Raw genomic sequence first — 21,736 nt, forward strand, 5'->3', positions numbered from 1 at the left:
ACCGGCGCGGCGCTGGCCGCAGGACGACCGCAGGTCATCTGCCCCTTCGTCGCCGACCAGCCCTTCTGGGCCGCCCGCGCCCACGCCGCGGGCGTGGCCCCCGCACCCCTGCCGCAACGCAACCTCACCGCGCGAGGACTCGCCACCGCGATCCGCCGGGCCACCACAGAGGAGACCATGGCCCGGCGCGCCGACCGGCTCGCCCACGCCGTCCGCGGCGAGGACGGCACGAAAACCGCGATCACCATCTTGGAGTCACTCACCTGATCACCCGCCCTCGTCCCGCGGTGGCGTGTGCCTCGGCGGGGCGGGGCGCCTCTCGCCGACCGCGTCCGGTCGCCGGAGGCACCGGCGGTCGAGGCCGACAGCACCGCGACGTCGGCTGCGACGCCGCCCGCCGAGCCCGGCCAAAACGCTCGGGCGACGCTATCTATGCCGGGTCACCGGTCTCCCCGCCGCCTCGCAATCGGGTGCGGGCCCGGCGGGCGGCCTTGTGCCAGGCGGGGGTTTCGCGCTCGTCGTCGAACCAGCGGGCCACCACGACGTCGGTGGAGGAGTGCAGCAGGATCGAGGCCACGATGGTCACGGCGACCAGGGTGAACACCTGCTCGGCCGCGGTGATGGCGGAGTTGAGCACGATCAGGGCGTAGACGACCGAGGCGAAGCCCTTGGGGCCGAACCACATCACGGCCGCCACCTCCCGGGTGCCGAGTCCGGAGCGAAGGAAGGACAGCCAGATGGCCAGCGGGCGGGCCAGTACCAGGGCCAGGATCGCGAACAGCCAGCCCTGCCAGCCAACCGAGGCCAGCAGGGCCGGGGAGATGAGGGTGCCGAAGACCAGCAGAGCGGCCAGCTTGAGCAACTCGGCGACGAGCTCGCCGAACTGCTCGAAAGACTCGCGCTGGCGCTCGCCGAAGGTCGCCACGGTGATCCCGGCGGAGAATGCGGCGAGGAACAGGTTGCCGTGAGTGGCCTTGCCCAGGGCCAGCACCAGCAGGCCGATGGCCACCGCGTTGAGCGGCTCGTAGTGGTGGGAGGCCGAGAACCAGCGGGTGCGCTCCAGCATGATGGCCGCCCACGGCACCGCGACGCCGATCAGCACGCCCAGGCCCAGTTCCAGGGTCAGCTCGCCCAGGTGCAGGTCGGCCGAGCCGGCCGCGACGGCGAGGAACACCATGACGAACGGCAGGGCCAGGCCGTCGTTGACGCCGGATTCCACGTTCAGCAGCTGGCGCAGCCGAGGTGGCACCCGCTCGTTGCCGACCAGCGCGGCGGCGAACACCGGGTCGGTGGGGGCCAGGATCGCTCCGATGAGCAGCGACTCGATCCAGCCCAGCCCGATGAGGTAGTGCGCCGCCAGCGCGGTGATGACCAGGGTGAGCGGCAGGCCCCAGCCCAGCGCCCGGCCGGGCAGCCGCCAGGCGCTGCGCAGGTCGGCCCAGCCCACCCGCATGCCGTCGGTGAACAGCACCGCGAACAGCGCCAGCTCGGCCAGCGTGGCCACCACCGGATCGCCGGGGGTCAGCGGGATGAGGCCGCTGACCCCCTCTCCCAGGACGAATCCCGCCAGCAGGAACAGTGCCGCGGTCGACAGGATCGTCCGGTTGGCCAGGCTGGAGATCAGGACCGCGAGCAGCAACAGCGCGGAGAAGGCGAGCAGCAGGGTCATCGGCGGGCTCCGGTCCGGTCGGGGACGTGCGAAAAAGAACTGCCGACCAGACTTCCCGGCGCACCGCCGCATACCTTAACAACTTCGCTCGAGCACCGATATGTCGGCTATCGGGGAAGCCGCGGTGGCCTCCAGTTCCATACCGGGGCGAGAGCTTTGGCGGCCAGGGCGGGCCAGCGCGAGGAGGGGACCAGACGCAGGGCGGTCGTTCGCAGATGGTAGCCGACGGCGTTGCCCGAGGTTGATTCCAGGCCCTTGGCGCGCGCCTGTTTGACGATGGTCTGGGTGCGGGGGCGTCGTTGCTCGTCGTAGCGGGCCAGCGCCGCGGGGACGTCGTCGCCGGTGTCGGCGAGGACGGCGGCGAGCACGACGGCGTCCTCCAGCGATTGGGCGGCGCCCTGGGCCATGTCCGGGTGCATCGCGTGGGCGGCGTCACCGAGCAGGACCACCCTTCCCCGCACGTAGCCGCTCAGGGAGTCCAGGTCGGTGATGTCGTGGTGCAGGACCGCCTCAGGCGCCGTCGCCTCCAGCAGGTGAGGGATCGGGTCGTGCCAGTGCCCGACGCGGCGGCGCACTTCGGCGAGCTCGTCGTCGTAGCGCAGTGCGGGCCGGTCGGCGCGGGCGCCCAGCGCCCAGTACACCCGGCCACCTCCGACCGGCATGGCCAGGAAGTACTGACCTCGGCCCATGGTCATGGCGGCGTCGATGCCGTCGGCGTGGGCGATGCCCCGCCAAATGGTGTTGCCCCAAAACCGCGGGCCGGACGCCTCGGGCCACAACAGACTCCGGACCGTGCTGTTCACCCCGTCGGCCGCCACGACCAGATCGGTCCTCCACTCCCGGGCGCCGCAGCTGACGATGACCTCGTCCGCGTCCTGCCGCACAGCGCTCACCTGCGCGCCGGGGTGCACCCACCCGTCGGGCAGCGCGTCCAGGAGCACCCGGTGCAGGTCAGCGCGGTGAAAACCGAGCAGCGGGCTGGCGGTGCCGGGCAGCGCGCGGACGATGTGGCCACCGGAGGCGGTGCGCAGGTTGAAGATGCCGTGAAACGGCACACCGGCGGCCCGCGCCGCATCAGCGACCCCGAGCTCGGCCAGGGCGCGCAGGGCGTTGGGCGACTGGGACATGCCGGCGCCGATCTCCCCGAGTTCGGGTCTGCGCTCCAGCACGGTCGCCGTCCAGCCGATACGCCGCAGCCCGATGGCGGCGGCCAGACCGCCGATACCGCCGCCGATCACCACAGCGCTCTTGTTCATCTCAGCTCTCCTCGGCAGGGGCAGGGGCAGGAGTGGGGGTGGGGGATGGTGCGTCGTCGAACACCTTCGCCATCCAGTCGAAGATGTGATGTGCCTCGCGGATCCGCGCCGCCCGCGCCGATCCTGGGCCGATCAAGTCCAGGCCATCTCCGGCGACCTCGCGAAACGCGGTCAGGGTCGCGATCTGGCGCCGCACGACCTTCTCCCAGGCGCCGTCCTGCATCCGGTAGTAGGCGGTGCGCTCGCCGGGCCAGGTGCGCCGGCTGACGAACCCCATGGCCTGCAGCACCCGCATGTTCGTGGTCAGGGCCGCGCGGCTGGCCCCGATCGCCTGGCTGATCTGCCCGGCCGACTGCTCGGGCGGATCACAGATCATCAGCCAGCCCAGCACGCGCCCCGCGACCGGCGGCAGACCGTCGGCGGTGAGGAACATCGCCACCCGCTCGACCCAGCCCAGCACCTCCTGGTGATCCGCCTCACGCGCCCTGTCCATCGAGCCCTCCATGCAGCCATCTCCTTCACAACTAGAAAGCTATTTCACAATATTGTGAAATAGCAGAACAGGGCAAGCCGACGGCGAACGGCCTTCGGGGAGGATCGGACCGGATTTTGGCGCTACGTCAGAAGGGCTTGCATTCGGTACCTAGCTACGTCGAGGTGCTGGACGCGCTGAGCGAGCGCGCCGACGCGGCGGCGTCCGCGTGAGGCGGTCGGGGGAGGCGCCGGGGAGCCCGGCGGCCCGCCTGCCGGCCTGCTGAGCCGTCGGCCGCTGTTCTGCTCGACGCCTACGCCGGACTCGACCTGCACCAGCTCCGGCACAGCGCCGCCACCCACCTCGGCGAGGCCGAGGTGCCGCTGCAGCTCATCATGGGCAAGACCCGGCACAAGAACCCCCGCACCGCCATGCGCTACGTCAAACCCGGCGCCGAAGCCATCGCCGCCGTCACCGAGCACCTCGCCCCGCCTCACCGCCGGCACTGATCGCGGCGGCCATCCTCAGCCGGGCGGCCGCGCGCACCGGGCCGAGCGGAAACGTCGGGCCCCACCGCTACCGTGTCCGCATGCCCGCACGGTCCAATGACTTCCAGGCAGTCGTCTACTTCATCAAGAAGAACCTCGCGGCGGACGCCACCGTCACCGAATCAGCGCAGCTGCGCGATCGCGTCACCGGCCAGCTGCGCGAAGTCGACGTCGCGGTCGCCGGCCACATGGCCGGCCACCCGATGGTGATCGGCATCGAGTGCCGCGGACGGTCCAGGAAGGACGCCGTGTCCTGGGTGGAGGAGATGCGCGCCAAGCATGACGACCTGCCCACCGACCGGCTGGTGCTGGTCTCGGCATCGGGATTCAGCAAGGCTGCGGTCGTCAAGGCCAGGCACTACGGCATTGAGACCGTCACCCCGGGCCAGCCGATCGCCGACGACGGCCCTCTGGCCCGGCTAAGGCACCCGCAGGTGGAGTTCCGCGACGTCACCCACGACCGGCTGGTGGCCCTGCACGGCACGGTCGAGCTCGACGGCCAACCGCACACCAGCGAGCTCACCCCCGACCATGTCCTGTTCGCCGCTGACGGCGCCGAGCTCGGCCCTCTGGCCGACCTCGTCAGACACACCTTTGGCAGGCTGAACCTCCGCTCGGCGGTTGCAGCAGCGCAAGATGGCGACCAGTATCTGGTCATCGACGTGACCCGGCCGCGCCTGCCCCAGCCGGCGTCCGAGCCGATCGAGGTGTACCTCCAGCGCGAAAGCCACCCGCCGCACCTGCTTGCCCTCCCTGGCCTTCGCATCGTGTGCGCAAGCCGTGTCGATGTCCGCCCCGTGCAGCTGGCGGCCCAGTCCAGCCACGGCCCCTCCGGGATGACGCGCGCCAGGTTACGGCGGCCGACCTCGTGGGAGGCGGCGGTGATGGAGTCGATCAGCTCGCGGAAGTCGGGCTTGCGGGCGGCGTAGCGGAACAGCAGCCGGAACCCGTCGAGGGCGCCCGCCCCACAGAGCCGGGCGCCCCCTGGCGGCCCAGCTGACAGTGCGCGCCGTCTCGGCGCAGCCACCGAAACCTTCCTGGCCACCATCGCCAATGCGAACACCGCCTGCGCCTCCACTGCGACAGGCAGGTCGGCGTTCAGGGGGGTGGGTCAGATCTTGACGGTGATCTCGGCCTGGCCCTTTTCGGCCGTGGCGGTGATCTTCCAGCAGCCGCGGGAGGAGAACTCGATACCCATCGGCAGCGGTCCCGGCAGCCCTTCGGAGGTGGGGGTGAGGCTCGCCTTTCCGGTGGCCTGCGACCCTATCGCCGTCACGGTGAGCGTCGGGAGCTTCGCGCTGGAGGTCCACAGCGGACGCTTGAGGTAAAAGCCCTTGCCCGCACCGAGCGACTGCGCTGAAGCACCCCAGGCGGGCTCGTCCGGCGCCACGAACCAGATGTCGGACGCGCCAACGGCCTGGGTGATGCCGTCGTCCCGGAGTGCCCGCGGCAGGTCGCGCGCCGGGTGGACGCTGTCGTCGCAGGCCGCCAGCACGCTCGGCGCCGGGACGGGCGGGTTCGCGGTGCCGCACGCGCCGGCCAGGACAGTGAGGGCGGCACCTGCCGCCACCCGGCCTCGACCTGTCACCGGGTTCTTCGCAGAGCAGGAGTTCGGCATGCGTCGATGTTAGTGGCCGAGGCGGGCGGCGCCCTGGCCTGGACCGGTGGCCGCGTCGCCGTGGGGGTTCAGCTCCAGGTGAGCCGCTCGGCCAGCAGCGCCTGCTGGGCGGGGTTGACGGTCAGTTCCAGTGCCCGCTGATCACATCCATGTGCCTGCTCGGCCTCGCCCAGCTCGCGCAGCAGTTCGGCGCGGGTGGCATGCCACAACCCGTAGGAGGCCAGGTCACCCTCCAGCGCGTCGACCTGGGCCAGCGCCGCCGCAGCCCCGTGCACGCGGCGCACGGCGATCGCCCGGTGCAGCCGGGTGACCGGGGAAGGGGCCAGGTGCGCCAGCATGTCGTAAAGGACCAGGATCTGCGCCCAGTCGGTCTGCTCGAAGCAGGTCGCCTCCGCGTGACAGGCCGCGATCGCCGCCTGCAGCTGGTAGGGGCCCGGCCGCCGGTGCGCCCGCGCCGCCCGCGTCAGCAACGCGGTCGCCTGCTCGATCGCCTGGTGGTCCCAGCGGGAGCGATCCTGATCGGCCAGCAGCACCAGCCGGCCGCATCCGTCGAAACGAGCCGCGCCGCGGGCCCGGTGCAGCCGGATCAACGCCAGCAGCCCGGCCACCTCCGGCTCCCCCGGCACCAGATTGGCCAGCAGCGCGGCCAGCCATTCGGCGTCCTCGACCAGATCACGTGCTTGGGCACGCTCGGGCGTGCTGGACAGGTAGCCCTCGTTGAACAGTAGGTAGATGACCGCCAGCACCGAGGCCAGCCGCTCGGGCAGTTCCTCGGTCGCGGGGATGCGGTAGGGGATGTTCGCCTGGCCGATCTTCTTCTTCGCCCGGGTGATGCGCTGAGCGACCGTCGCCTCGCCCACCATGAACGCCGCGGCGATCTGCGCCGTCGACAACCCGCATACCACCCGCAGCGTCAGCGCGATCCGCGCCGCCGGAGCCAGCGCCGGATGGCAGCAGGTGAAGATCAGCCGCAGCCGCTCATCGGCCGCCTCCGGCTCCTGCCAGCGCAGCTGGGTCAGTTTGGCCCGGTAGTTCGATTCGCGCCGCAGCACATCCAGCCCCCGCCGGCGTGCGACCGTGTACAGCCACGCCTGCGGCCGCTCGGGAACCCCTTCCACCGGCCAGCGGCGCAACGCCGTCTCCACCGCGTCCTGCACCAGATCCTCGGCGGCGGAGAAGTCGCCCAGCAGCGAGATCAGACTCGCCGCCAACCGGCCCGCGTGCTCACGCACCACTCGGGCCAGTACCCGTGCGCTGTCGCCGTCGAGACTTTCGGCGTCGGCGAGCGGATACCGGGCCGCAGGCGAATCTGACGGGGAGGTCATGAGGCGGGGCGGATCTCCACGATCGGGCACGCCGGCCACGAGCGGGCCACCTTCAACGCCTCATCCAGATCGGCCACCTCGATCTCGGCGAACCCGCTCACCACCTCCTTGCCCTCCACGAACGGACCGTCGGTCACCACCGGCTCACCGCTGTCCAGGCGCAACGTGGTGGCGGTGTGTCCCGGCGCCAGATGCGTGTGGTGGGTGATCACCTCGGCGTTGTCGGCGAACCACCGGCCCACCGCCTCATAGGCCTGGCGCTGCTCCAGCTCGCCCATCGCCTCCACCTGCTGGGCGAACCGCTCGGTCTCGATGAACATCAGCACGTACTTCATGTCCTGCACCCTCCCCTTTGCCGTAGCGGTCTCTATCGACGTCCCCGCGCTCAGCTCGCGGGCAGAGCGGCGTACAGGTCGACGCCGCCCCCGTCCGGGTCGGCCACCGTCGCGTACCGCATCCCCCAGAACGCGTCGAACGGCTCAGCGATCCCGCGGTAGCCGGCCTGGACGAGCTCGGCGTACTTGGCGTCCACTCCCGCCGGGTCCTCGAACTCGAAACACAGCAGGGTACGCGGGCCGCCGGACGGCCTGACCCAGCCAGGCAGGAACGGGGTGCGAAAACCTTCGGTGTCGAGCATCACGTGCAGCCCGCCGGGCAGGTCGCAGCCGGCGTGCTCGGGCGAATACTCGTCGATCTTGAACTCCAGCCCGAGGCGGGCGTAGAAGGCGATCGAAGCCTGCAGATCGGACACCACGATATCGATGCTGTTGAGCGTCGGATTCATGAGCGTGTTCCCGTCTTCCCGGTTACGGCCCAAGTCCGGCCGCCGCTCTGGCGACCACCGGGCTCAAGCCCTTTACCAGCATGACGAGCGGGGCAATCCCCGATACGACATCTCCCGACGCGGACTTTCTCAACCACGCCGATGATGCAGATCGAAGAGGGCCGTAGACCGGCCTCGATGGCCGACGCTCAGGCCGTTCCGATCGTATGAGACGGCGGCGAACGCGGCTGCGTGCGGTCGCCGATCGACCCGAGCCGCCCAGGACATTGGCACCATCGTCGCCGCCCCCGGCTCTGTTTGAGCCGCTGTCTCGAAGGCAACACCGGCCGTGCCCACGTGAGCCTCACCCCGCCCATGCCCGTACCCGACGACCTGGCCGCGCTCCGGCAAACCACCTGGACCAGCCTCAGGCAGGCTGGTCCAGTGCCGTCGTGGAAGGGACGCAACCACGAGGGCACCGCCCGCGGCCGCCATCTGGAACAGCGGAGGGAACAGGCGTGGTGCCTGACCCTGGTCACCAACGTCGTCATGTGAAAGGCCCGTCACTGTCTCTGCTCCGGGGTCAGGACGTGTCGGGTCCGGTCCCCGATCCAGGCCGCTTCGAGAATCGCGGTCAGGCTGGCGGTGTCGGTCGGGCCTGGATGGTTCTGGATCAAGCGGGTGACGCCACCGGCCATCTCCGCGAAGCGGGGGAGGTCGGCGCGTGCCACGCCGATGTCCGCCAAGGTGGCAGGGATGCCGATGTCGGCAAGGAGCCCGTCGAGCCAGGTGAGGAACGTATCTGCGGCCTCGGCGTCCGAGGCGTCGGCCACGTCGAGCCCGCACACCCTGGCGAGGATGGCCAACCGGTCGCCGATGGCGTCCCTGGCCGCGTCCAGCGCGTAGGGCAGCAGCAGCCCGACGCCCAGGCCGTGCGGCGTGTGGGTGGCGGCGCCGATGGGGTACTGGAGGGCGTGCGGAGCCGCGTTGCCCGCGTGGGAAAATGCGAGCCCGGCCAGCATGGACCCATAGGACATGTCCGCGCGCGCGTCCTTGTCGCCTCCGTCCCTGACGACACGGGGCAAGCTGCGGGCGATCCGCTCCGCGGCCAGGAGCGCGTAGTGATCGGTGATCGGGTTGCGGCCGAGGAAGACCTGCTCCACCGGGTCGCGCGGTCCGTGGGCCCGGGGTCGCGCGGTGTAGCTCTCCACCGCGTGACAAAACGCGTCGATGCCGGAGTGGGCAGTGACGGTCGCAGGACAGGTGTAGGTGAGCTCGGGGTCGACGATGGCGAAGTCGGGCACGATGTGGACGCTGGAGACCCCCACCTTCAGCTCGCGGTCCGGGTCGGTCAGCACCGAGACGGGCGTGAGCTCGGAGCCGGTGCCTGACGTCGTCGGGACCGCGACGAGAGGAAGCGTCGGCCCCGGCACCTTCGACTCGCCGTAGAAGTCGCGCGGTGTCCCACCGTGGCACCGGATGACGCCGACGATTTTGGCGAGGTCGATCACCGTGCCACCCCCGATGGCGAGGATTACGTCGGCGTCCACCTCTGCGGCGACCGAGACGGCCAGGGCGACATCGGCGAGTGGCACGTCCGGAGTCGCGTCGGCGAACACCCCGACGACTTCGGCCTTCTCCCGCACGGCGGCCACGATCTCGGCCACGCCCGGCTGCCCCAGAAGAACCCGGTCGGTCACGATGAGGACTCGCGAGCCACACTCGGCCACCACTCGTGGGATGTTCTGCGCGACCCCTTCGCCCACTATCAGCTGGCGTGGTCCGCGGACGGTCTCAAGCATGTCAGTGCCTCTCTGGAACGTCGGCGGTGATTTGCTGGGCGGACGTCCAGGTCACCTGCGAGACCGGGACGGCGTCGGCGAGGTTGGCTGCCGGGTGGCGCGGGCGCGCGCGCCGGGCTCCCAGACCCGGTCGTGCCCGGGCGCCCTCGGGCCCATCGCGATGAGGACGTCGCCCCTGGTGGGCGGGTCAGCCGGGTCGAGGGTCCCGCGGACCATGGCCCGGGTCCGGCCCCACGGGTGGAGGCCGGTCAGGTCATGTGTGCACAGGGCGCGGTGATCCTCGGCGGGCACCCGGAGCGGCGGGCCGGTCACGGTAGGTCGATCGCCGCGTAGGTGACGTCGAGGTACTCAAGGATGCCCTCGTGCGACCCCTCCTTGCCGATCCCGGACTGCTTCACGCCTCCGAACGGAGCCGACGGGTCCGAGATCAGACCACGGTTGACGCCGACCATCCCCGTCTCCAGCCCCTCGGTGAACCGGAGCGCCCGCTGGAGGTCACGGGTGAAGACGTATCCGACCAGGCCGTGCTCGGTGTCGTTGGCCTTCGCCATCACCTCGTCGTCGGACGTGAACGAGATGATCGGCGCCACCGGGCCGAAGATCTCCGCCTCCAGCATCCGTGCGTCTTCGGGCACGTCGACGAGGACCGTGGGCGGGTAGAAGTGGCCCGGCCCATCCGGACGCTCGCCGCCCACCAGGACACGGGCGCCGCGACCGACCGCGTCGGCGACGAGCTCGTCGATCCTGGTGACCGAGGCCTCGTCGATCAACGCCCCGACGTCCACGCCGTCGTCGAGACCATGGCCCACCGAGAGCGCGCCCATCCGCTCGGCGAAGCGCGCCGTGAACTCCTCGCGCACCGGCTCCTCGACGTAGATTCGGTTGGCCGCGATGCAGGACTCCCCGAGGTTGCGCATCTTGGCCACCATGGCACCGTCGAGCGCGACGTCCAGGTCCGCGTCGGCACACACGATCAAGGCCGCGTTGCCGCCCAGTTCCATGGAGGTGCGCAGCACGTTGTCCGCCGCCTGTCGTAGCAGCACGCGCCCGACCTCGGTCGACCCGGTGAACGAAAGCTTGCGGGTCCGACGGTCGGCGAGCAGTGCTGAGACCACCTCGCCGGCACGCTTGGTCGTCACGACGTTGACGACGCCCGGGGGAACGCCGACCTCCTCCATGATGCGGGCCAGGAACAGCATGGTGAGTGGCGTCTGGGCCGCCGGCTTGGTGATCGTCGTGCAGCCCGCCGCAAGCGCAGGAGCGATCTTTCGGGCACCCATGGCCAACGGGAAGTTCCAGGGCGTCACGAAGACGCACGGTCCGACCGGCTTCGGCACGGTGAGGACGCGATATCCACCGGCGGGAGCGGTGTTGTAGCGCCCCTCGACGCGCACCGCCTCCTCGGCGAACCACCGGAAGAACTCGGCGCCGTAGGCCACCTCTCCCCGAGCCTCGGCGAGCGGCTTGCCCATCTCGAGCGTTATCAGCCGGGCGACCTCCTCGGATCGCTCGGTCAGTGCCCGGTACGTCGCGGTCAACAACTCCGACCGTTTTCGCGGCGGGGTCGCCGCCCACTCCGCCATCGCCTTGCTCGCCACGTCCAGAGCGGCGAGCCCGTCGACGACGTCGGCGTCCGCCACCTCGGCGATGGTCTTGCCGGTGGCCGGGTCCTCGACGGCAAAGGTGGCTCCGCCGGCGGCGTCGCGCCAGGCGTCGCCGATCCGGAGCCGCCGGTGCTCGGGGGCCAGGACGTTCATCGGGTCACTCATCGCGTCGCCTCCTGTGATGTTCTTGGTGATGTCCGGCGTGACCTCGGCGATCGCGCCACGCGCGTTGACGAACGGGTCACACGGCCTCGCCGGGGCCGAGGTCGCCGAGCGGGCCGAACGTGGCCGTTGGCCCTGGGGCCCTGGCCGCAGGGCGACGCCCCGCGCCACCGATCGCCCTCTCGGGCCATGGCCGCTTCGGCGTCGTCAGGCCGTGCTCACCGGTGACGGTCCGCCGAGGCTCGATCGCCACGTGCGGGCGCATGGTGACGTCGCCGCCCTGCGCCGGTTACCTCCCGGCCTCGGACAGCGCCAGCCCGGTGCCCGCGTCGAACAGGTGCGCACGGTCCAGGTTGACCGTGACATGCAGCCGCTCGCCCGGCGTACCGGTGACGGTGGGCCGCGCCTTGACCTTGAGGATCTCCGTCCCCACCTGGACGTCGACCACCGTTCGGTCACCGAGCGGCTCAAGGCCGTAGAGCTCACCCGACAACGACGCGTTCCCACGCTGCTCGACGGACAGGTCCTCCGCGCGCAGGCCCAGCAGCAGCGGCCGACCGTCCTCAGCCGTGGTCCAGTGAGGCCGCGGCAGTGTCCAGCCTTCCGCCCCGACCAGGCGATCTCCTTCGGCGTGGCAGGCGAGCAGGCTGATCGGCGGGCTCCCGACGAAGCCCGCGACCCACTGGTTGGCCGGCCGCTCGTACACCTCGGCCGGCGTTCCGACCTGTTGCACCTTCCCCTCCTTGAGGACCGCGACCTGGTCGGCCATGGACAGGGCCTCGACCTGGTCGTTGGTCACGTAGACGAAGGTCGCCCCGAGGCTCCGGTGGATGCGGGTGAGTTCGGTGCGCATCTCGACGCGGAGCTTGAGGTCGAGGTTCGTCAGCGGCTCGTCCATGAGAAACGCGCGCGGGCTGCGGACCAGCGCCCGGGCCAGGGCGACACGCTGCATCTCACCGCCCGACAACTGAGCGGGACGACGCTGCAGCAGACGTTCGATGTGCAGCAGGCTCGACATCCGCTCGACGGCGGCGGCGACCTCGCTCGAAGAACAGCGGCGTGCCCGCAGCGGCGAGGCGATGTTCTCGTACACCGTGTGTCGCGGGTAGAGGGCGTAGCTCTGGAAGACCATGGCCAGGTCGCGTGCGGCCGGGGTGTCACCGGTCGCGTCCCTCCCGTCCAGATGCACCGACCCGGCGTCGAGCTTCTCAAGGCCGGCGATCGCTCGCAGGGTCGTCGTCTTGCCCGCCCCGGAGGGCCCGAGCACGACGAAGAACGAGCCGTCCGGCACGTCCAGCGTCACCCCGTCCAGAGCCTGGACTTTACCGAAGGACTTGCACAGCCCGTGGACTGCCACGGTTCCCATCAGGCCACCAGCTCTTCCGTGCTCACGTCGTAGACCGGCGGGGGCCCGCCGGTGTGCCGCAGCCCGACCGGTGCGTCAGCGGCGAAACGGACAGTCGGTGGCATCCGAACCCGTACGTCGCGCTGGCCGCCGTGGTCGACCACGTAGATCATTTCGTCGCCCAGCCACTCCGCCGAGACCACGCGGGCCGGGACCGAACCTTCCGCCCCTGGTTCCGTGACTTCCAGCGCCTCCGGCCGGACGCCCGCGACCAGGGAACGGTCGCGCGGCAGGCCCGGCGGTGGCGTGAGGACCAGCCCGCCCTGACTGCGCAGCTTCCCGTCGGCCACCTCGACCTCGATCAGGTTCATCGGCGGGGAGCCGATGAACGCGGCGCAGAAAAGACTGGCCGGACGGTCGTAGACCTCCAGCGGCGTGCCGATCTGCTCGACGCGGCCCTTGTTGAGGATGGCGATCCTGTGACCGAGCGACATCGCCTCGACCTGGTCGTGGGTGACGTAGACCATCGTCGTCCCCAGCTCTCCCTGCAGGTGCTTGATCTCCGTGCGCATGTCCGCCCGCAGTTCCGCGTCCAGGTTGGTGAGAGGTTCGTCCATGAGGAATGCGCGCGGTCGTCGCACCAGGGCGCGAGCGAGCGCGACGCGCTGCTGTTCCCCGCCGGACAGCCGGTGCGGTCGCCGGTCCAGGAGCGGACCGAGCCGCATCAGCCGGGCGGCTTCCTCGACCCGCTCCTGCACCTCCGGCTTGGGCAGTCCCTCGGCCCGCAGGGGGAACGCCAGGTTGTCGCGGGTTCTCAGATGCGGGTAGAGAGCGTAGAACTGGAACACCATGGCGATGTCGCGCTCGGCGGGCGGCAGGTCGTTGACCAGCGTGTCGCCGATGCGGATGTCGCCCGTCGTCTGCCTCTCCAGTCCGGCTACGGCTCGCAGCGTGGTCGTCTTGCCGCACCCCGAAGGGCCGAGCATCACGAACAGCTCGCCGTCGCCGATGGACAGGTCCACGTGCTCGACCGCCACCGTCCCGTCCGGGTAGCGCTTGTGCAGGGCGGTCACCTCGATGCCCGCCATCAGCGTCGCACCGCCCCGAGCGTCACACCGGCGACGAGGTGCTTGCGCACCAGGTAGGCGAAGACGAGCACCGGCAGGGCGAACACCACGGAGGCGGCGGCCACGAGACCCCAGTCCACAGTGGTTCCGCCGATGAGGCCGGCGATGGCGGGCGGGGCCGTCCGCACGGTGTCGCTGGAGGTGAGGAAGATGGCGAACACGAACTCGTTCCACGAGAAGATGAGGGCGAAGACCGCCGTCGCGGCGATCCCGGGCAGGAGCAGGGGAAGGGTGAATTTCCAGAACGCCTGCAAGCGGGTGTAGCCGTCGAGCATGGCGGCATCCTCGTACTCCGCGGGCACCTCGTCGACGAACCCCTTCATCATCCAGATCGTGAACGGGACGTTGAACGCGGTGTAGATGAGGATCAGGCCGAGCTTGGTGTCGATGAGCCCGAGTTGGCGGTACATGAGGAAGATCGGGATCACGACCACCACGGGCGGCATGAAGCGGGTGGACAGGATGAAGAACAGCTGGTCCTTCTTGGCCTTCACGGCGAAGCGTGAGTAGGCCCAGGCCGCCGGGACCCCCAGTACGGTGGCCAGCGCCGTGGAGACCCCGGCGACCACGACGGAGTTGAGGAACGCGACGGACAAGGTCGAACGACCGCCGCCGGAGGCGACGAACACGTCCTTGTAATGGTCCAGAGTGACCGTGAAGTCGAAGAACTTGGCCGGGATGGCGTAGACGTCCCGGTTCTCCTTGATGGACGTCTCGATCATCCACAGCACCGGAAAGAGCATCACGACGGCCAGCACGGTCAGCAGCGCGACCTCCAGCACGGCGCGGCCCCGGCCGCCGAAGCGGCGCGCGGGGGGCGTGTGATCCCGGACAGGGCCCGCGGACACGGCCTCGTCGACGGAGACGGCCATCAGTCCTCCTTGAGCTTGTTCAAGTAGCGCAGGTAGAGCTGCGTGAGGACGATGACGACGAGGACCATGAGGATTCCGTACGCCGAGGCGGTTCCGGTGTTGAAGCCCAGGAACGCGACCTTGTAGACGTGGAACGACAACGTCTCGGTGGAGACCCCCGGACCTCCGCTGGTGAGGATGTAGACGAGGTCGAACAGCCGGAAGGCCTCGATGGCCCTGAACAACACGGCGATGAGGAGCAGCGGCCACACCAGCGGAAGAGTGATGGTGCGGAACCGGAACCACTCGGACGCCCGGTCGATCGAGGCGGCCTCGTACAGGTACTTGGGGACCGCGGTAAGGCCCGCGAGTGCGATGAGCATGATGAACGGCGTCCATTGCCAGGTGTCGACCACGATCAGGGAGATCAGTGCCGTCCGCTGCCGGGTGAGCCACTCCACCTGCCCCAGGCCGAGCGAGCCGAGCATGCTGTTGATCACGCCGAACTGCGCGTCGAGCATGAATTTCCAGAACAGCCCGACCACGACCTGCGACAGCATCATCGGAACCAGGAACAGAGTGGTCAGCAGTCCTCGCCCGTGCGTGCGCCGTGAGATCAGGTAGGCGATGGTGAAACCGAGCACGGTCTGCAGGGCGACCGCGCCGACCACGTAGATCAACGTCGTGAAGGCCCTCAGGTGGACCTGCGCCGACGTCAGGATGGCGGTGTAGTTCTCGAACCAGACGAAATTGGCCGACCCTCCGCGGGTGGCCGAGTAGTCGGTGAAAGACAGGTACAACGCCCACAGCAACGGGAACACCGACATGGCGAGCAACAGCAGCAGCGCGGGGGAGATGAAGGCCACGCTGAGCCAGCGGTCGCTCAACCGGCGGGACCGGCCCGGTGCGGGCGGCGTCGCGGACGCCACCTGCCCGGGACGGTCGGTCGTCAGAGGGACGGGGTCACTCACAGTCCGCCGCCGCCCTTGCGGCTGCCGGAGTCGAGCACGCCCTGCTGCTCCTTGGCGATGTCGTTGAGCGCGTCCTTCGGCGTCTTCGCACCGTTGAGAGCCGCGTTCACGTTGGTGTTCTCGATGTCGACGAGGCGCGCGTACTCAGGGACGTTCCACATGTCCCGCATCCGCGAAACCGAGTCGGCGTACACCTGGTTGAACGGCCCGGCATTGAGGAACTCGGGCGACGCCAGGGCGTCCGTACGCGATGGCACGCCACCGGCCGCGGCCCACTTCTTCTGGATGTCGGCCTGCTCGAACCACTTCATGAAGTTCAGTGCCTCCGCCTGGTTCGCCTCGGGGGAGTAGGCCGACACGTGCATCCCCATCCCGCCGAGAGGCACCAGGTTCGTCTTCTGGCTCGGCAGGGTGGCGAAACCCAGCTTGTCGAGAATCTCCTCCCGCGTGGTGCCGAGCGTCGACTGCTTGGGGTCGAGCAGGCCGCCGCTCGCGGCGATCCAGTTGAACGCGATGCACGCCTTGCCCTGGGCGACCGCCGCGTTCACCTCGTCGATGAACCAGTTGCCGGAGCCCTTGGCGGTCAGCGGCTTCATCTTGTTGACCAGGACGTCCATCGCCTCCTGGCCCGCGGTGTCGTTGATGACGCCGTCGATCTTGCGCGTCTTGGGGTCCCAGAGGTTGCCGCCGTAGACGCCGTTGACCGTGTTGTAGGTCACGGCCGCGGCGTCGGAGCCGTTGGCCTGGTGGAAGGCCAGCCCGCTGACGCCGGGGTTGTCCGTCTGGCACTTCTCGGCGACCGAGATCATCTCGTCCCATGTCTGCGGCGGCTTGTCGCCGATCAGGTCCTTGCGGTAGATCATCGTCCAGGTGTCGCCGAGCAGCGGCAGCCCGTACAGGCTGGCGTTCTCGTCGCGCTTGCCGGTCTCCGCCTGGGGGTACTGGCCGTAGGCCGCCAGGAGGTACGGGTTGTAGGCCTTGACGTCGATGTTCTTCTTGACGAAGTCGGTGAGGTCGAGGATGTTGCCGTTCGTCACGGCCTCGCCGATGTGCTGCGAGTCCAGGATCGGGATGTCGAAGTCGGTCTTGTGCGCCGCGAACTGGGTGAACATCGCGTCGTGCCAGTTCGCGTTCGGCACGGTGTTGACCTTGATGGTCACGTTCGACCGCTCCTTGGTGTACTCCGCGTTCGCGAAGTCCTCCAGCGCGTGGGCGGGGGGCCAGTCGAACCAGATGAAGCTGAGGGTCAGCGGGTCCTTGGTGAGCTCCGGGATGGTCGCCGGCGCCTTGGGGGCGCTCGCCTCGTCCTGGCCGCCGCCGCAAGCCGCCACGGTCGTGGCCGCCAACATGGCCGCCGTCACCAGCCGCACCTTTCGACCGGGAACGGCCAGTCGTCCTATTCGCTTGGGATGCCGCATCTTCTTGCCTGCTTTCTGGGGGGAGGGCTTCTGGAGCCTGGCTGCCTGCTTCGCCGAGCGGCTGCTGGGTTCAGGCGTGTTGCCGGCTGTCGCAGGGGCTGACCCGCGGACCGGCGTCACGAGTACGCCGCGACGTGATGGGGCTTCAGGCGGTCGAGAAGTCCCTCGGTCCCTGTGCGGCCCGGTGGCGAACCGAGTAGGACGTCGAGCATGCTCATGAGAGCTCCAACTGATCGAAGCGGAGCGATGGCGGGCGGTTCCCCGATGGGTGAAGGATGGCTGGCATCCGTCACCTTTCCTATACGATCCGGGTGGGAGCCTCAACATCCCGCAGCGTTGCGACCGATGTCAATAGGTTCCCGAAGACGCAAGAAAGGACCTCACGTCACGATGGACGACGAAGTGATGATCGTGCGGCGCCGTGGGGCCATGACGGGCGGAACACCGCCGGGAAGATCTCGCGGCCGGCTTGCCGACGAGGTGTACGACACGCTGCTCGGACAGCTGATGTCGCTACGGATCGAGCCTGGCTCCCGCGTCACGATCGACGTCCTGGCGCGAGAGCTGGGGGTCTCGCAGACGCCGATCCGAGACGCCCTGAACCGCATGGAGGCCGAGGGCCTGGTCGTGCGTGTGCCCCATGCCGGCTATCGCATTCCCCCCCAGATCACCCGTGACCGATTCGAGGACATGCTTGAGATCCGCCTGCTCCTCGAGCCGGCGGCGGCGCGCAGATCCGCCGAACGCGCATCCTCGAAGCAGGTGGCCGGTCTGCGACGAATGCTGGAGGAGATGGCGGAGCTGGAGGGGGGCGACGGGCTCATGGCCTATGGCGCCTTCGGGCTGCGCGACGCCGCTTTTCACGATCTCGTCGCCCTGAGCGCGGAGAACCAGGTCATCCGCGAAGCGCTCGCCCGCCTGCACGCGCACGTGCACCTGTTCCGGCTCCTCCACGACGCCCAGGTCACCCACCTGGCCATGGCCGAGCACGAAGAGGTTCTGGCCGCGATCGCCGCGCGTGACCCCGACGCCGCCGCCTACGCCATGCGTCGGCACATCCTGCTGTCCGGCGAGCGGTTCCGGCGATTGTTCGACGAGGCCGAGGGCGCGGACGGAATGGCGGTAAAGGCTTGACGGGCGGTCTGGGCCGAGGAATGCTAACCCAATCGGATCGGATTGGATCGGATTGGATCCACTTCACCCGCCCCAGATGCGAGGAGAAGCAGGTGCCCAGAGCACTGCTCCTGACCGGCGACGCCGCCGAGGAGCTCGACACCATGTATCCCTACTACCGCGTGCAGGAGGGCGGCTGGGACGTCGACGTCTCGTCACGGACGATGCGTGACGTTCAGCTGGTCATCCACGAGTTCGACCCCAACTCCGACGCCTACGTGGAGAAGAACGGCCGGAAGCTGCCGGTCGACGTGCCCTGGGCCGAGGTCGACGTCGAGCGCTATGACGCCCTCATCATCCCCGGGGGACGCGCCCCCGAGTGGATCCGGGTCGACGCCGACGTCAGGCGCATCACCGAGCACTTCTTCGCGCGCGACCTCCCGATCGCGCTGGTGTGCCACGGCGCGCAGGTGCCGGCCGTGTACGGGCTGCTGAAGGGTCGGAAGACGGCGTGCTTCCCCCCCATCACCGGTGACATGGAGAACGCGGGCGCGACGGTCATCGACGCTCCCGACGTCGTGGACGGCAACCTCGTCTCCTGCCGGGGGTGGCCTGACATGCCGCAGTTCGGCAGGGCGATGATGGAGCTCTTCTCGAAGTCCGTCGGCTCCGCATCGGCATGAGCACACCTGGCCCGTCTCGGTGACGGCACTCCGGACCGTCACGGTCGACGGCTCCCCCGTCCACGTCCTGGAGAGCGGCACCGGGCCCGCGGTGCTGATGCTGCACGGCTCCGGACCCGGTACGACCGGATCCGGCGCCTGGGCGGCGACCGCACAGGCGCTGGGCACGTCCTGGCACCTGGTGGCTCCTGACCAGGCGGGGTTCGGCCGTACACCGGTCCCGGCGGGCTCCAGGGGCGGGCTCCGGCTGTGGACGGAGCAGGCCGCGGGCCTGATGGACGCTCTCGGTGCCGAGCACTACGCCGTGGTGGGCCACTCCATGGGCGGTGCCGTGGCGCTGGCGCTGGCGGCCGCGCGTCCCCAGCAGGTCACCCGTGTCGTGGCGGTCTCGACGATGGGCGCCCCCGGGGCGCCGCTGTCCGCCGAGCTCGACGCGATCTGGGCCGCCCCCGCCGGCCCGGTCGGGGCACGAGACATGTTGAGTCGCCTCGTCCTCGACCAAGCGCTCGTGACCGAGTCGGCCGTCGCCGCCCGTGCGGCCGCGATGCGAGCGGGGGCGGCCGCGTTCGCCTCGTTGTTCCCTCCGCCCAGGGCACGCTGGGCCGACGAGCTCACCCTCTCGGCGCAAACGCTGGCGGGGATCCGCGCGCCCGTGCTGCTCGTCCACGGCGCCGAGGACCGGGTCACCCCGCTCGGTACGGCGGCCCTGCCCCTGCTCGAACACCTGGCCGATGTCCGTCTGCACGTGCTCGGCCGATGCGGGCACGTGCCGGCGCTCGAGCACCCGCACGACTTCGGGCGACTCCTGTCGTGCTTCCTCGGCCGGGAACGAGGTCACTGATCGCTGCGACAGGTCCGCGGCCCGTGCTCAAGCGGATCAGCATGAAGCGGGCGTGATCCGCGCGGAAGCCGGCGCCCTCTCGCGTTCCTCGCCTCCGGCCTGATCATCCCCAGCGGCCCTTCTCCACCCACCTGGAGTGCCACCTCCTCGCCCAGGCCGTTTCCACGTACCCGGTACGCATGCCCCGCCGGGCCTGCGGATCCCGGTACGCCATCCGGATGTGCCCGAGCACCACGAGGGTGATGGCCAGGGCCGTCACGTCGTGCACGAAGATGGCGCTGGTCCGGGAGATCACCGGCAGGAGCCCGGTGAACCACATCAGCAGGCCGGTGAACATCATGATCGGCACGGTTCCGGCCACCCACCCCGCGTAGATCTTCTGCCCGGCGTTGAACTTGCCGGCGGGCCGCCGGTCGGGCGAGGTCCAGCCCTTGCGGACCGCGCGCAGCCACTCCCCGTCGTAGCGCGCCAGCCGGTTCAGCCTGCGCAGGTCGGCGCGGAACGCGGACGAGGCGAGGCCGAGCAGGAACGGCACCGGCAGCAGGATCCCCGACCACTCGTGGATGACGACCACCAGGTGGCGGCGGCCGACCAGCTGGGCCAGCGGCGAGAAGTACAGGCAGGCCGCCGCCCCCGCGCACAGCAGCACGAGGCCGGCCGTGGCGCGGTGGACCAGCCGCTCGGCGCGGGTGAACCGCAGGACGCGCCCGGAGCGCTCAGACGGAGCGGTCGGCCCCGTCGAGCCAACCGTCGACGTCATAGCCGTACTCCTCCCAGTAGCCGGGGATGACCTTGTCGGTCACGGAGATGCCGGAGAGCCATTTGGCCGACTTGTAGAAGTACATCGGTGCCGCGTACAGCCGGACAGGCCCGCCTTGAGGGTGCGAGAGCGGTTTGTCCTGCATCTTCAGGGCCACCAGCATGTCGGAACGGCGCGCCTGCGCGAGCGTGAGGCTCTCGCTGTACACGCCGTCGAAGCAGGTGAAGCGGACGGCTTTGGCCTCCGGCCGCACGCCGGCCGCGTCGAGGAGGTGCGAGAGCGGCACCCCTTCGAAGGGCGTGTTCGGGACCCGCCAGCCGTCGGTGCACTCCACGTCACCGACGACCCGGGCCTGCGGCAGCGCGCGCAGGGCGTCCAGCGTGTACGTCGTGGGGCGGTCGACGAGACCGTCGACGGTCAGCCGGTAGTTCGTCCGGTCCTTCGGCGGTACCGAGCCCGCGACGCTGAAATAGCGGAAGCCGCTCGGGTTGGGCAGGAGCCCGGTCAGCCCGCTGGGGTCGTTCTGGGAGACGGCTCCGAGGGCCTTCTCCCAGCCGCCCTGCAGGTAGGGCGCGGCCACAAGGCCGGCGGCGCCGGCGGCGAGCATCGAGAACATCACCCGCCGTGCGATGGGAGGGCCGCTTTCCGCTTCGTCTCGTGAAGTTTCGTCTCGTGAATCGGTCACCTCGCCATTCGAGCAGCCGCGACGGCGCTGAGCCAACGGCGACGGGGAGCCGTAAGACTTTCGTCATGTTTGTCCGGGTATCGACACTTTTGTGAATGGAGTGGCACCGGCGGCCCGATCACCTCCCGTGGCGAACCGCCGCCGCCCGGCGTGCCGGCCCTCCCATGCGTCACTGGTTTGACAGGTGACGTCTGGTGCTGCCAGCATCGTCACCAGCCGAACAGGTGACGCCAGTGGGCGCGCCCGCTCGGACGACCGATCACCCCAGGAAGGAAGAACACCATGGCTGCCAGCTACACCGCGGTCGTCACCGTCACCGGAGAGGGCCGCAACGGGGGCCGCGTCACGGCCGACGACGGCCTGCTCGACACCACCCTCGCCATCCCCAAGGAGCTGGGCGGGGCCGGGGGAGCCACCAACCCCGAGCAGCTGTTCGCCGCCGGCTGGGCCGCCTGCTTCCTCGGCGCGGTCAGGAGGGCGGCGGCCCAGCGCAAGGTGAGGCTGACCAGCACGAGCGTCACGGCCGAGGTGACCCTGAACCACAGCCCGGACGACGAGTTCGGCCTCGGCGCCGTCCTCACCCTCGAACTCGGCGGCGTGGACGCCCGGACCGCCGACGAGCTCGGCGCGGCCGCCCACCGGATCTGCCCCTACTCCAAGGCCACCCGGGACAACATCCCGGTCACCATCCGGGCGACCGCCGTCGCCTGACGTCCCGCCTCA

At 70.0% G+C, this 21,736-nt stretch carries 24 protein-coding genes and 1 pseudogene; 8 read left to right on the forward strand and 17 right to left on the reverse strand.

Going from position 1 to position 21,736, the window contains the following annotated elements; all coding sequences use genetic code 11:
- Positions 1-267, forward strand: a pseudogene (locus AB0G15_RS32785) (glycosyltransferase); the annotation flags it as partial.
- Between the two features lie 163 nt (positions 268-430).
- Here AB0G15_RS32785 and AB0G15_RS32790 read toward each other — a convergent pair.
- The 3 genes from AB0G15_RS32790 to AB0G15_RS32800 form a co-directional block, all read right to left on the reverse strand.
- Positions 431-1,669 (reverse strand): cation:proton antiporter, encoded by a 1,239-nt coding sequence (locus AB0G15_RS32790; RefSeq protein WP_362847250.1) that lies wholly within the window; start codon positions 1,667-1,669, stop codon positions 431-433.
- Between the two features lie 107 nt (positions 1,670-1,776).
- Positions 1,777-2,925 carry an FAD-dependent monooxygenase gene (locus AB0G15_RS32795; protein WP_362847252.1) on the reverse strand — a complete coding sequence of 383 codons (1,149 nt, stop codon included), beginning with the start codon at positions 2,923-2,925 and terminating at the stop codon, positions 1,777-1,779.
- Position 2,926: 1 nt separating this feature from the next.
- Positions 2,927-3,418, reverse strand: coding sequence for a transcriptional regulator (locus AB0G15_RS32800; protein WP_362847254.1), 492 nt, complete (start codon positions 3,416-3,418; stop codon positions 2,927-2,929).
- Between the two features lie 308 nt (positions 3,419-3,726).
- Between AB0G15_RS32800 and AB0G15_RS32805 the strand changes: the two genes are divergently transcribed.
- Positions 3,727-3,906, forward strand: coding sequence for a tyrosine-type recombinase/integrase (locus AB0G15_RS32805; RefSeq protein ID WP_362847416.1), 180 nt, complete (start codon positions 3,727-3,729; stop codon positions 3,904-3,906).
- Positions 3,907-3,986: 80 nt separating this feature from the next.
- The gene (locus AB0G15_RS32810; RefSeq protein ID WP_362847257.1) at positions 3,987-4,874 is read left to right on the forward strand and encodes a hypothetical protein; all 888 of its coding nucleotides are present in this window, start codon (positions 3,987-3,989) and stop codon (positions 4,872-4,874) included.
- A 182-nt stretch (positions 4,875-5,056) separates the two neighbouring features.
- On the opposite strand, the gene AB0G15_RS32815 is transcribed toward AB0G15_RS32810, so the two are convergent.
- The 4 genes from AB0G15_RS32815 to AB0G15_RS32830 form a co-directional block, all read right to left on the reverse strand.
- Positions 5,057-5,563: a hypothetical protein gene (locus AB0G15_RS32815; protein ID WP_362847260.1), complete on the reverse strand. Its 507-nt coding sequence runs from the start codon at positions 5,561-5,563 to the stop codon at positions 5,057-5,059.
- 68 nt (positions 5,564-5,631) lie between these two features.
- Complete coding sequence (locus tag AB0G15_RS32820; RefSeq protein WP_362847263.1) at positions 5,632-6,888, reverse strand: sigma-70 family RNA polymerase sigma factor; 1,257 nt, start codon at positions 6,886-6,888, stop codon at positions 5,632-5,634.
- Positions 6,885-7,223 (reverse strand): YciI family protein, encoded by a 339-nt coding sequence (locus AB0G15_RS32825; RefSeq protein ID WP_362847267.1) that lies wholly within the window; start codon positions 7,221-7,223, stop codon positions 6,885-6,887. Before AB0G15_RS32825 ends, AB0G15_RS32820 begins: the two co-directional genes overlap by 4 nt.
- A gap of 50 nt (positions 7,224-7,273) precedes the next feature.
- Positions 7,274-7,672, reverse strand: coding sequence for a VOC family protein (locus tag AB0G15_RS32830; RefSeq protein ID WP_362847270.1), 399 nt, complete (start codon positions 7,670-7,672; stop codon positions 7,274-7,276).
- Positions 7,673-8,026: 354 nt separating this feature from the next.
- On the opposite strand from AB0G15_RS32830, the gene AB0G15_RS32835 reads away from it, so the two are divergent.
- Positions 8,027-8,206, forward strand: a complete 180-nt coding sequence (locus AB0G15_RS32835) for a hypothetical protein (RefSeq protein ID WP_362847273.1) — start codon at positions 8,027-8,029, stop codon at positions 8,204-8,206.
- Between the two features lie 8 nt (positions 8,207-8,214).
- Here AB0G15_RS32835 and AB0G15_RS32840 read toward each other — a convergent pair whose 3' ends face one another.
- The 8 genes from AB0G15_RS32840 to AB0G15_RS32875 all read right to left on the reverse strand — a co-directional run bounded on the left by AB0G15_RS32840 (position 8,215) and on the right by AB0G15_RS32875 (position 16,874).
- Positions 8,215-9,453 (reverse strand): iron-containing alcohol dehydrogenase, encoded by a 1,239-nt coding sequence (locus AB0G15_RS32840; protein WP_362847275.1) that lies wholly within the window; start codon positions 9,451-9,453, stop codon positions 8,215-8,217.
- 51 nt (positions 9,454-9,504) lie between these two features.
- Positions 9,505-9,765, reverse strand: coding sequence for a hypothetical protein (locus AB0G15_RS32845; protein WP_362847278.1), 261 nt, complete (start codon positions 9,763-9,765; stop codon positions 9,505-9,507).
- Positions 9,762-11,222 (reverse strand): NAD-dependent succinate-semialdehyde dehydrogenase, encoded by a 1,461-nt coding sequence (locus AB0G15_RS32850; protein WP_362847280.1) that lies wholly within the window; start codon positions 11,220-11,222, stop codon positions 9,762-9,764. The genes AB0G15_RS32845 and AB0G15_RS32850 overlap by 4 nt, the downstream gene beginning before the upstream one ends.
- A gap of 286 nt (positions 11,223-11,508) precedes the next feature.
- Positions 11,509-12,585 carry an ABC transporter ATP-binding protein gene (locus AB0G15_RS32855; RefSeq protein WP_362847284.1) on the reverse strand — a complete coding sequence of 359 codons (1,077 nt, stop codon included), beginning with the start codon at positions 12,583-12,585 and terminating at the stop codon, positions 11,509-11,511.
- A complete protein-coding gene (locus tag AB0G15_RS32860) occupies positions 12,585-13,652 on the reverse strand; it encodes an ATP-binding cassette domain-containing protein (protein ID WP_362847287.1) in 1,068 nt (355 codons plus the stop codon). Before AB0G15_RS32860 ends, AB0G15_RS32855 begins: the two co-directional genes overlap by 1 nt.
- A complete protein-coding gene (locus AB0G15_RS32865; protein WP_362847290.1) occupies positions 13,652-14,563 on the reverse strand; it encodes a carbohydrate ABC transporter permease in 912 nt (303 codons plus the stop codon). Before AB0G15_RS32865 ends, AB0G15_RS32860 begins: the two co-directional genes overlap by 1 nt.
- Complete coding sequence (locus tag AB0G15_RS32870) at positions 14,563-15,513, reverse strand: sugar ABC transporter permease (RefSeq protein WP_362847293.1); 951 nt, start codon at positions 15,511-15,513, stop codon at positions 14,563-14,565. Before AB0G15_RS32870 ends, AB0G15_RS32865 begins: the two co-directional genes overlap by 1 nt.
- Positions 15,510-16,874: an extracellular solute-binding protein gene (locus tag AB0G15_RS32875; protein WP_362847296.1), complete on the reverse strand. Its 1,365-nt coding sequence runs from the start codon at positions 16,872-16,874 to the stop codon at positions 15,510-15,512. The genes AB0G15_RS32870 and AB0G15_RS32875 overlap by 4 nt, the downstream gene beginning before the upstream one ends.
- 447 nt (positions 16,875-17,321) lie before the next feature.
- Between AB0G15_RS32875 and AB0G15_RS32880 the strand changes: the two genes are divergently transcribed.
- From AB0G15_RS32880 to AB0G15_RS32890, 3 genes are all read left to right on the forward strand, one after another.
- A complete protein-coding gene (locus AB0G15_RS32880) occupies positions 17,322-18,065 on the forward strand; it encodes a GntR family transcriptional regulator (protein ID WP_362847299.1) in 744 nt (247 codons plus the stop codon).
- 92 nt (positions 18,066-18,157) lie between these two features.
- Entirely contained in the window at positions 18,158-18,727 is a 570-nt protein-coding gene (locus AB0G15_RS32885; protein WP_362847301.1) for a DJ-1/PfpI family protein, read from the forward strand.
- 19 nt (positions 18,728-18,746) lie between these two features.
- The gene (locus tag AB0G15_RS32890) at positions 18,747-19,568 is read left to right on the forward strand and encodes an alpha/beta hydrolase (protein WP_362847304.1); all 822 of its coding nucleotides are present in this window, start codon (positions 18,747-18,749) and stop codon (positions 19,566-19,568) included.
- A 103-nt stretch (positions 19,569-19,671) separates the two neighbouring features.
- On the opposite strand, the gene AB0G15_RS32895 is transcribed toward AB0G15_RS32890, so the two are convergent.
- Positions 19,672-20,328, reverse strand: coding sequence for a cytochrome b/b6 domain-containing protein (locus AB0G15_RS32895; RefSeq protein WP_362847307.1), 657 nt, complete (start codon positions 20,326-20,328; stop codon positions 19,672-19,674).
- The gene (locus AB0G15_RS32900; protein WP_362847310.1) at positions 20,285-20,935 is read right to left on the reverse strand and encodes a molybdopterin-dependent oxidoreductase; all 651 of its coding nucleotides are present in this window, start codon (positions 20,933-20,935) and stop codon (positions 20,285-20,287) included. Before AB0G15_RS32900 ends, AB0G15_RS32895 begins: the two co-directional genes overlap by 44 nt.
- Positions 20,936-21,295: 360 nt before the next feature.
- Here AB0G15_RS32900 and AB0G15_RS32905 point away from each other — a divergent pair, with 360 nt between their 5' ends.
- Positions 21,296-21,724, forward strand: a complete 429-nt coding sequence (locus AB0G15_RS32905; RefSeq protein ID WP_362847313.1) for an organic hydroperoxide resistance protein — start codon at positions 21,296-21,298, stop codon at positions 21,722-21,724.
- Positions 21,725-21,736: the final 12 nt, after the last annotated feature.

This window comes from Streptosporangium sp. NPDC023825 (genome assembly GCF_040639575.1).
Taxonomy (GTDB): Bacteria; Actinomycetota; Actinomycetes; order Streptosporangiales; family Streptosporangiaceae; genus Streptosporangium.

Coding starts and splice junctions, on each gene's coding strand:
- AB0G15_RS32790 (WP_362847250.1), bottom strand. CDS start 1,669: ATGACCCTGCTGCTCGCCTTCTCCGCGCTGTTGCTGCTCGCGGTCCTG.
- AB0G15_RS32795 (WP_362847252.1), bottom strand. CDS start 2,925: ATGAACAAGAGCGCTGTGGTGATCGGCGGCGGTATCGGCGGTCTGGCC.
- AB0G15_RS32800 (WP_362847254.1), bottom strand. CDS start 3,418: ATGGACAGGGCGCGTGAGGCGGATCACCAGGAGGTGCTGGGCTGGGTC.
- AB0G15_RS32810 (WP_362847257.1), top strand. CDS start 3,987: ATGCCCGCACGGTCCAATGACTTCCAGGCAGTCGTCTACTTCATCAAG.
- AB0G15_RS32815 (WP_362847260.1), bottom strand. CDS start 5,563: ATGCCGAACTCCTGCTCTGCGAAGAACCCGGTGACAGGTCGAGGCCGG.
- AB0G15_RS32820 (WP_362847263.1), bottom strand. CDS start 6,888: ATGACCTCCCCGTCAGATTCGCCTGCGGCCCGGTATCCGCTCGCCGAC.
- AB0G15_RS32825 (WP_362847267.1), bottom strand. CDS start 7,223: ATGAAGTACGTGCTGATGTTCATCGAGACCGAGCGGTTCGCCCAGCAG.
- AB0G15_RS32830 (WP_362847270.1), bottom strand. CDS start 7,672: ATGAATCCGACGCTCAACAGCATCGATATCGTGGTGTCCGATCTGCAG.
- AB0G15_RS32835 (WP_362847273.1), top strand. CDS start 8,027: ATGCCCGTACCCGACGACCTGGCCGCGCTCCGGCAAACCACCTGGACC.
- AB0G15_RS32840 (WP_362847275.1), bottom strand. CDS start 9,453: ATGCTTGAGACCGTCCGCGGACCACGCCAGCTGATAGTGGGCGAAGGG.
- AB0G15_RS32850 (WP_362847280.1), bottom strand. CDS start 11,222: ATGAGTGACCCGATGAACGTCCTGGCCCCCGAGCACCGGCGGCTCCGG.
- AB0G15_RS32855 (WP_362847284.1), bottom strand. CDS start 12,585: ATGGGAACCGTGGCAGTCCACGGGCTGTGCAAGTCCTTCGGTAAAGTC.
- AB0G15_RS32860 (WP_362847287.1), bottom strand. CDS start 13,652: ATGGCGGGCATCGAGGTGACCGCCCTGCACAAGCGCTACCCGGACGGG.
- AB0G15_RS32865 (WP_362847290.1), bottom strand. CDS start 14,563: ATGGCCGTCTCCGTCGACGAGGCCGTGTCCGCGGGCCCTGTCCGGGAT.
- AB0G15_RS32880 (WP_362847299.1), top strand. CDS start 17,322: ATGGACGACGAAGTGATGATCGTGCGGCGCCGTGGGGCCATGACGGGC.
- AB0G15_RS32895 (WP_362847307.1), bottom strand. CDS start 20,328: ATGACGTCGACGGTTGGCTCGACGGGGCCGACCGCTCCGTCTGAGCGC.
- AB0G15_RS32900 (WP_362847310.1), bottom strand. CDS start 20,935: ATGCTCGCCGCCGGCGCCGCCGGCCTTGTGGCCGCGCCCTACCTGCAG.
- AB0G15_RS32905 (WP_362847313.1), top strand. CDS start 21,296: ATGGCTGCCAGCTACACCGCGGTCGTCACCGTCACCGGAGAGGGCCGC.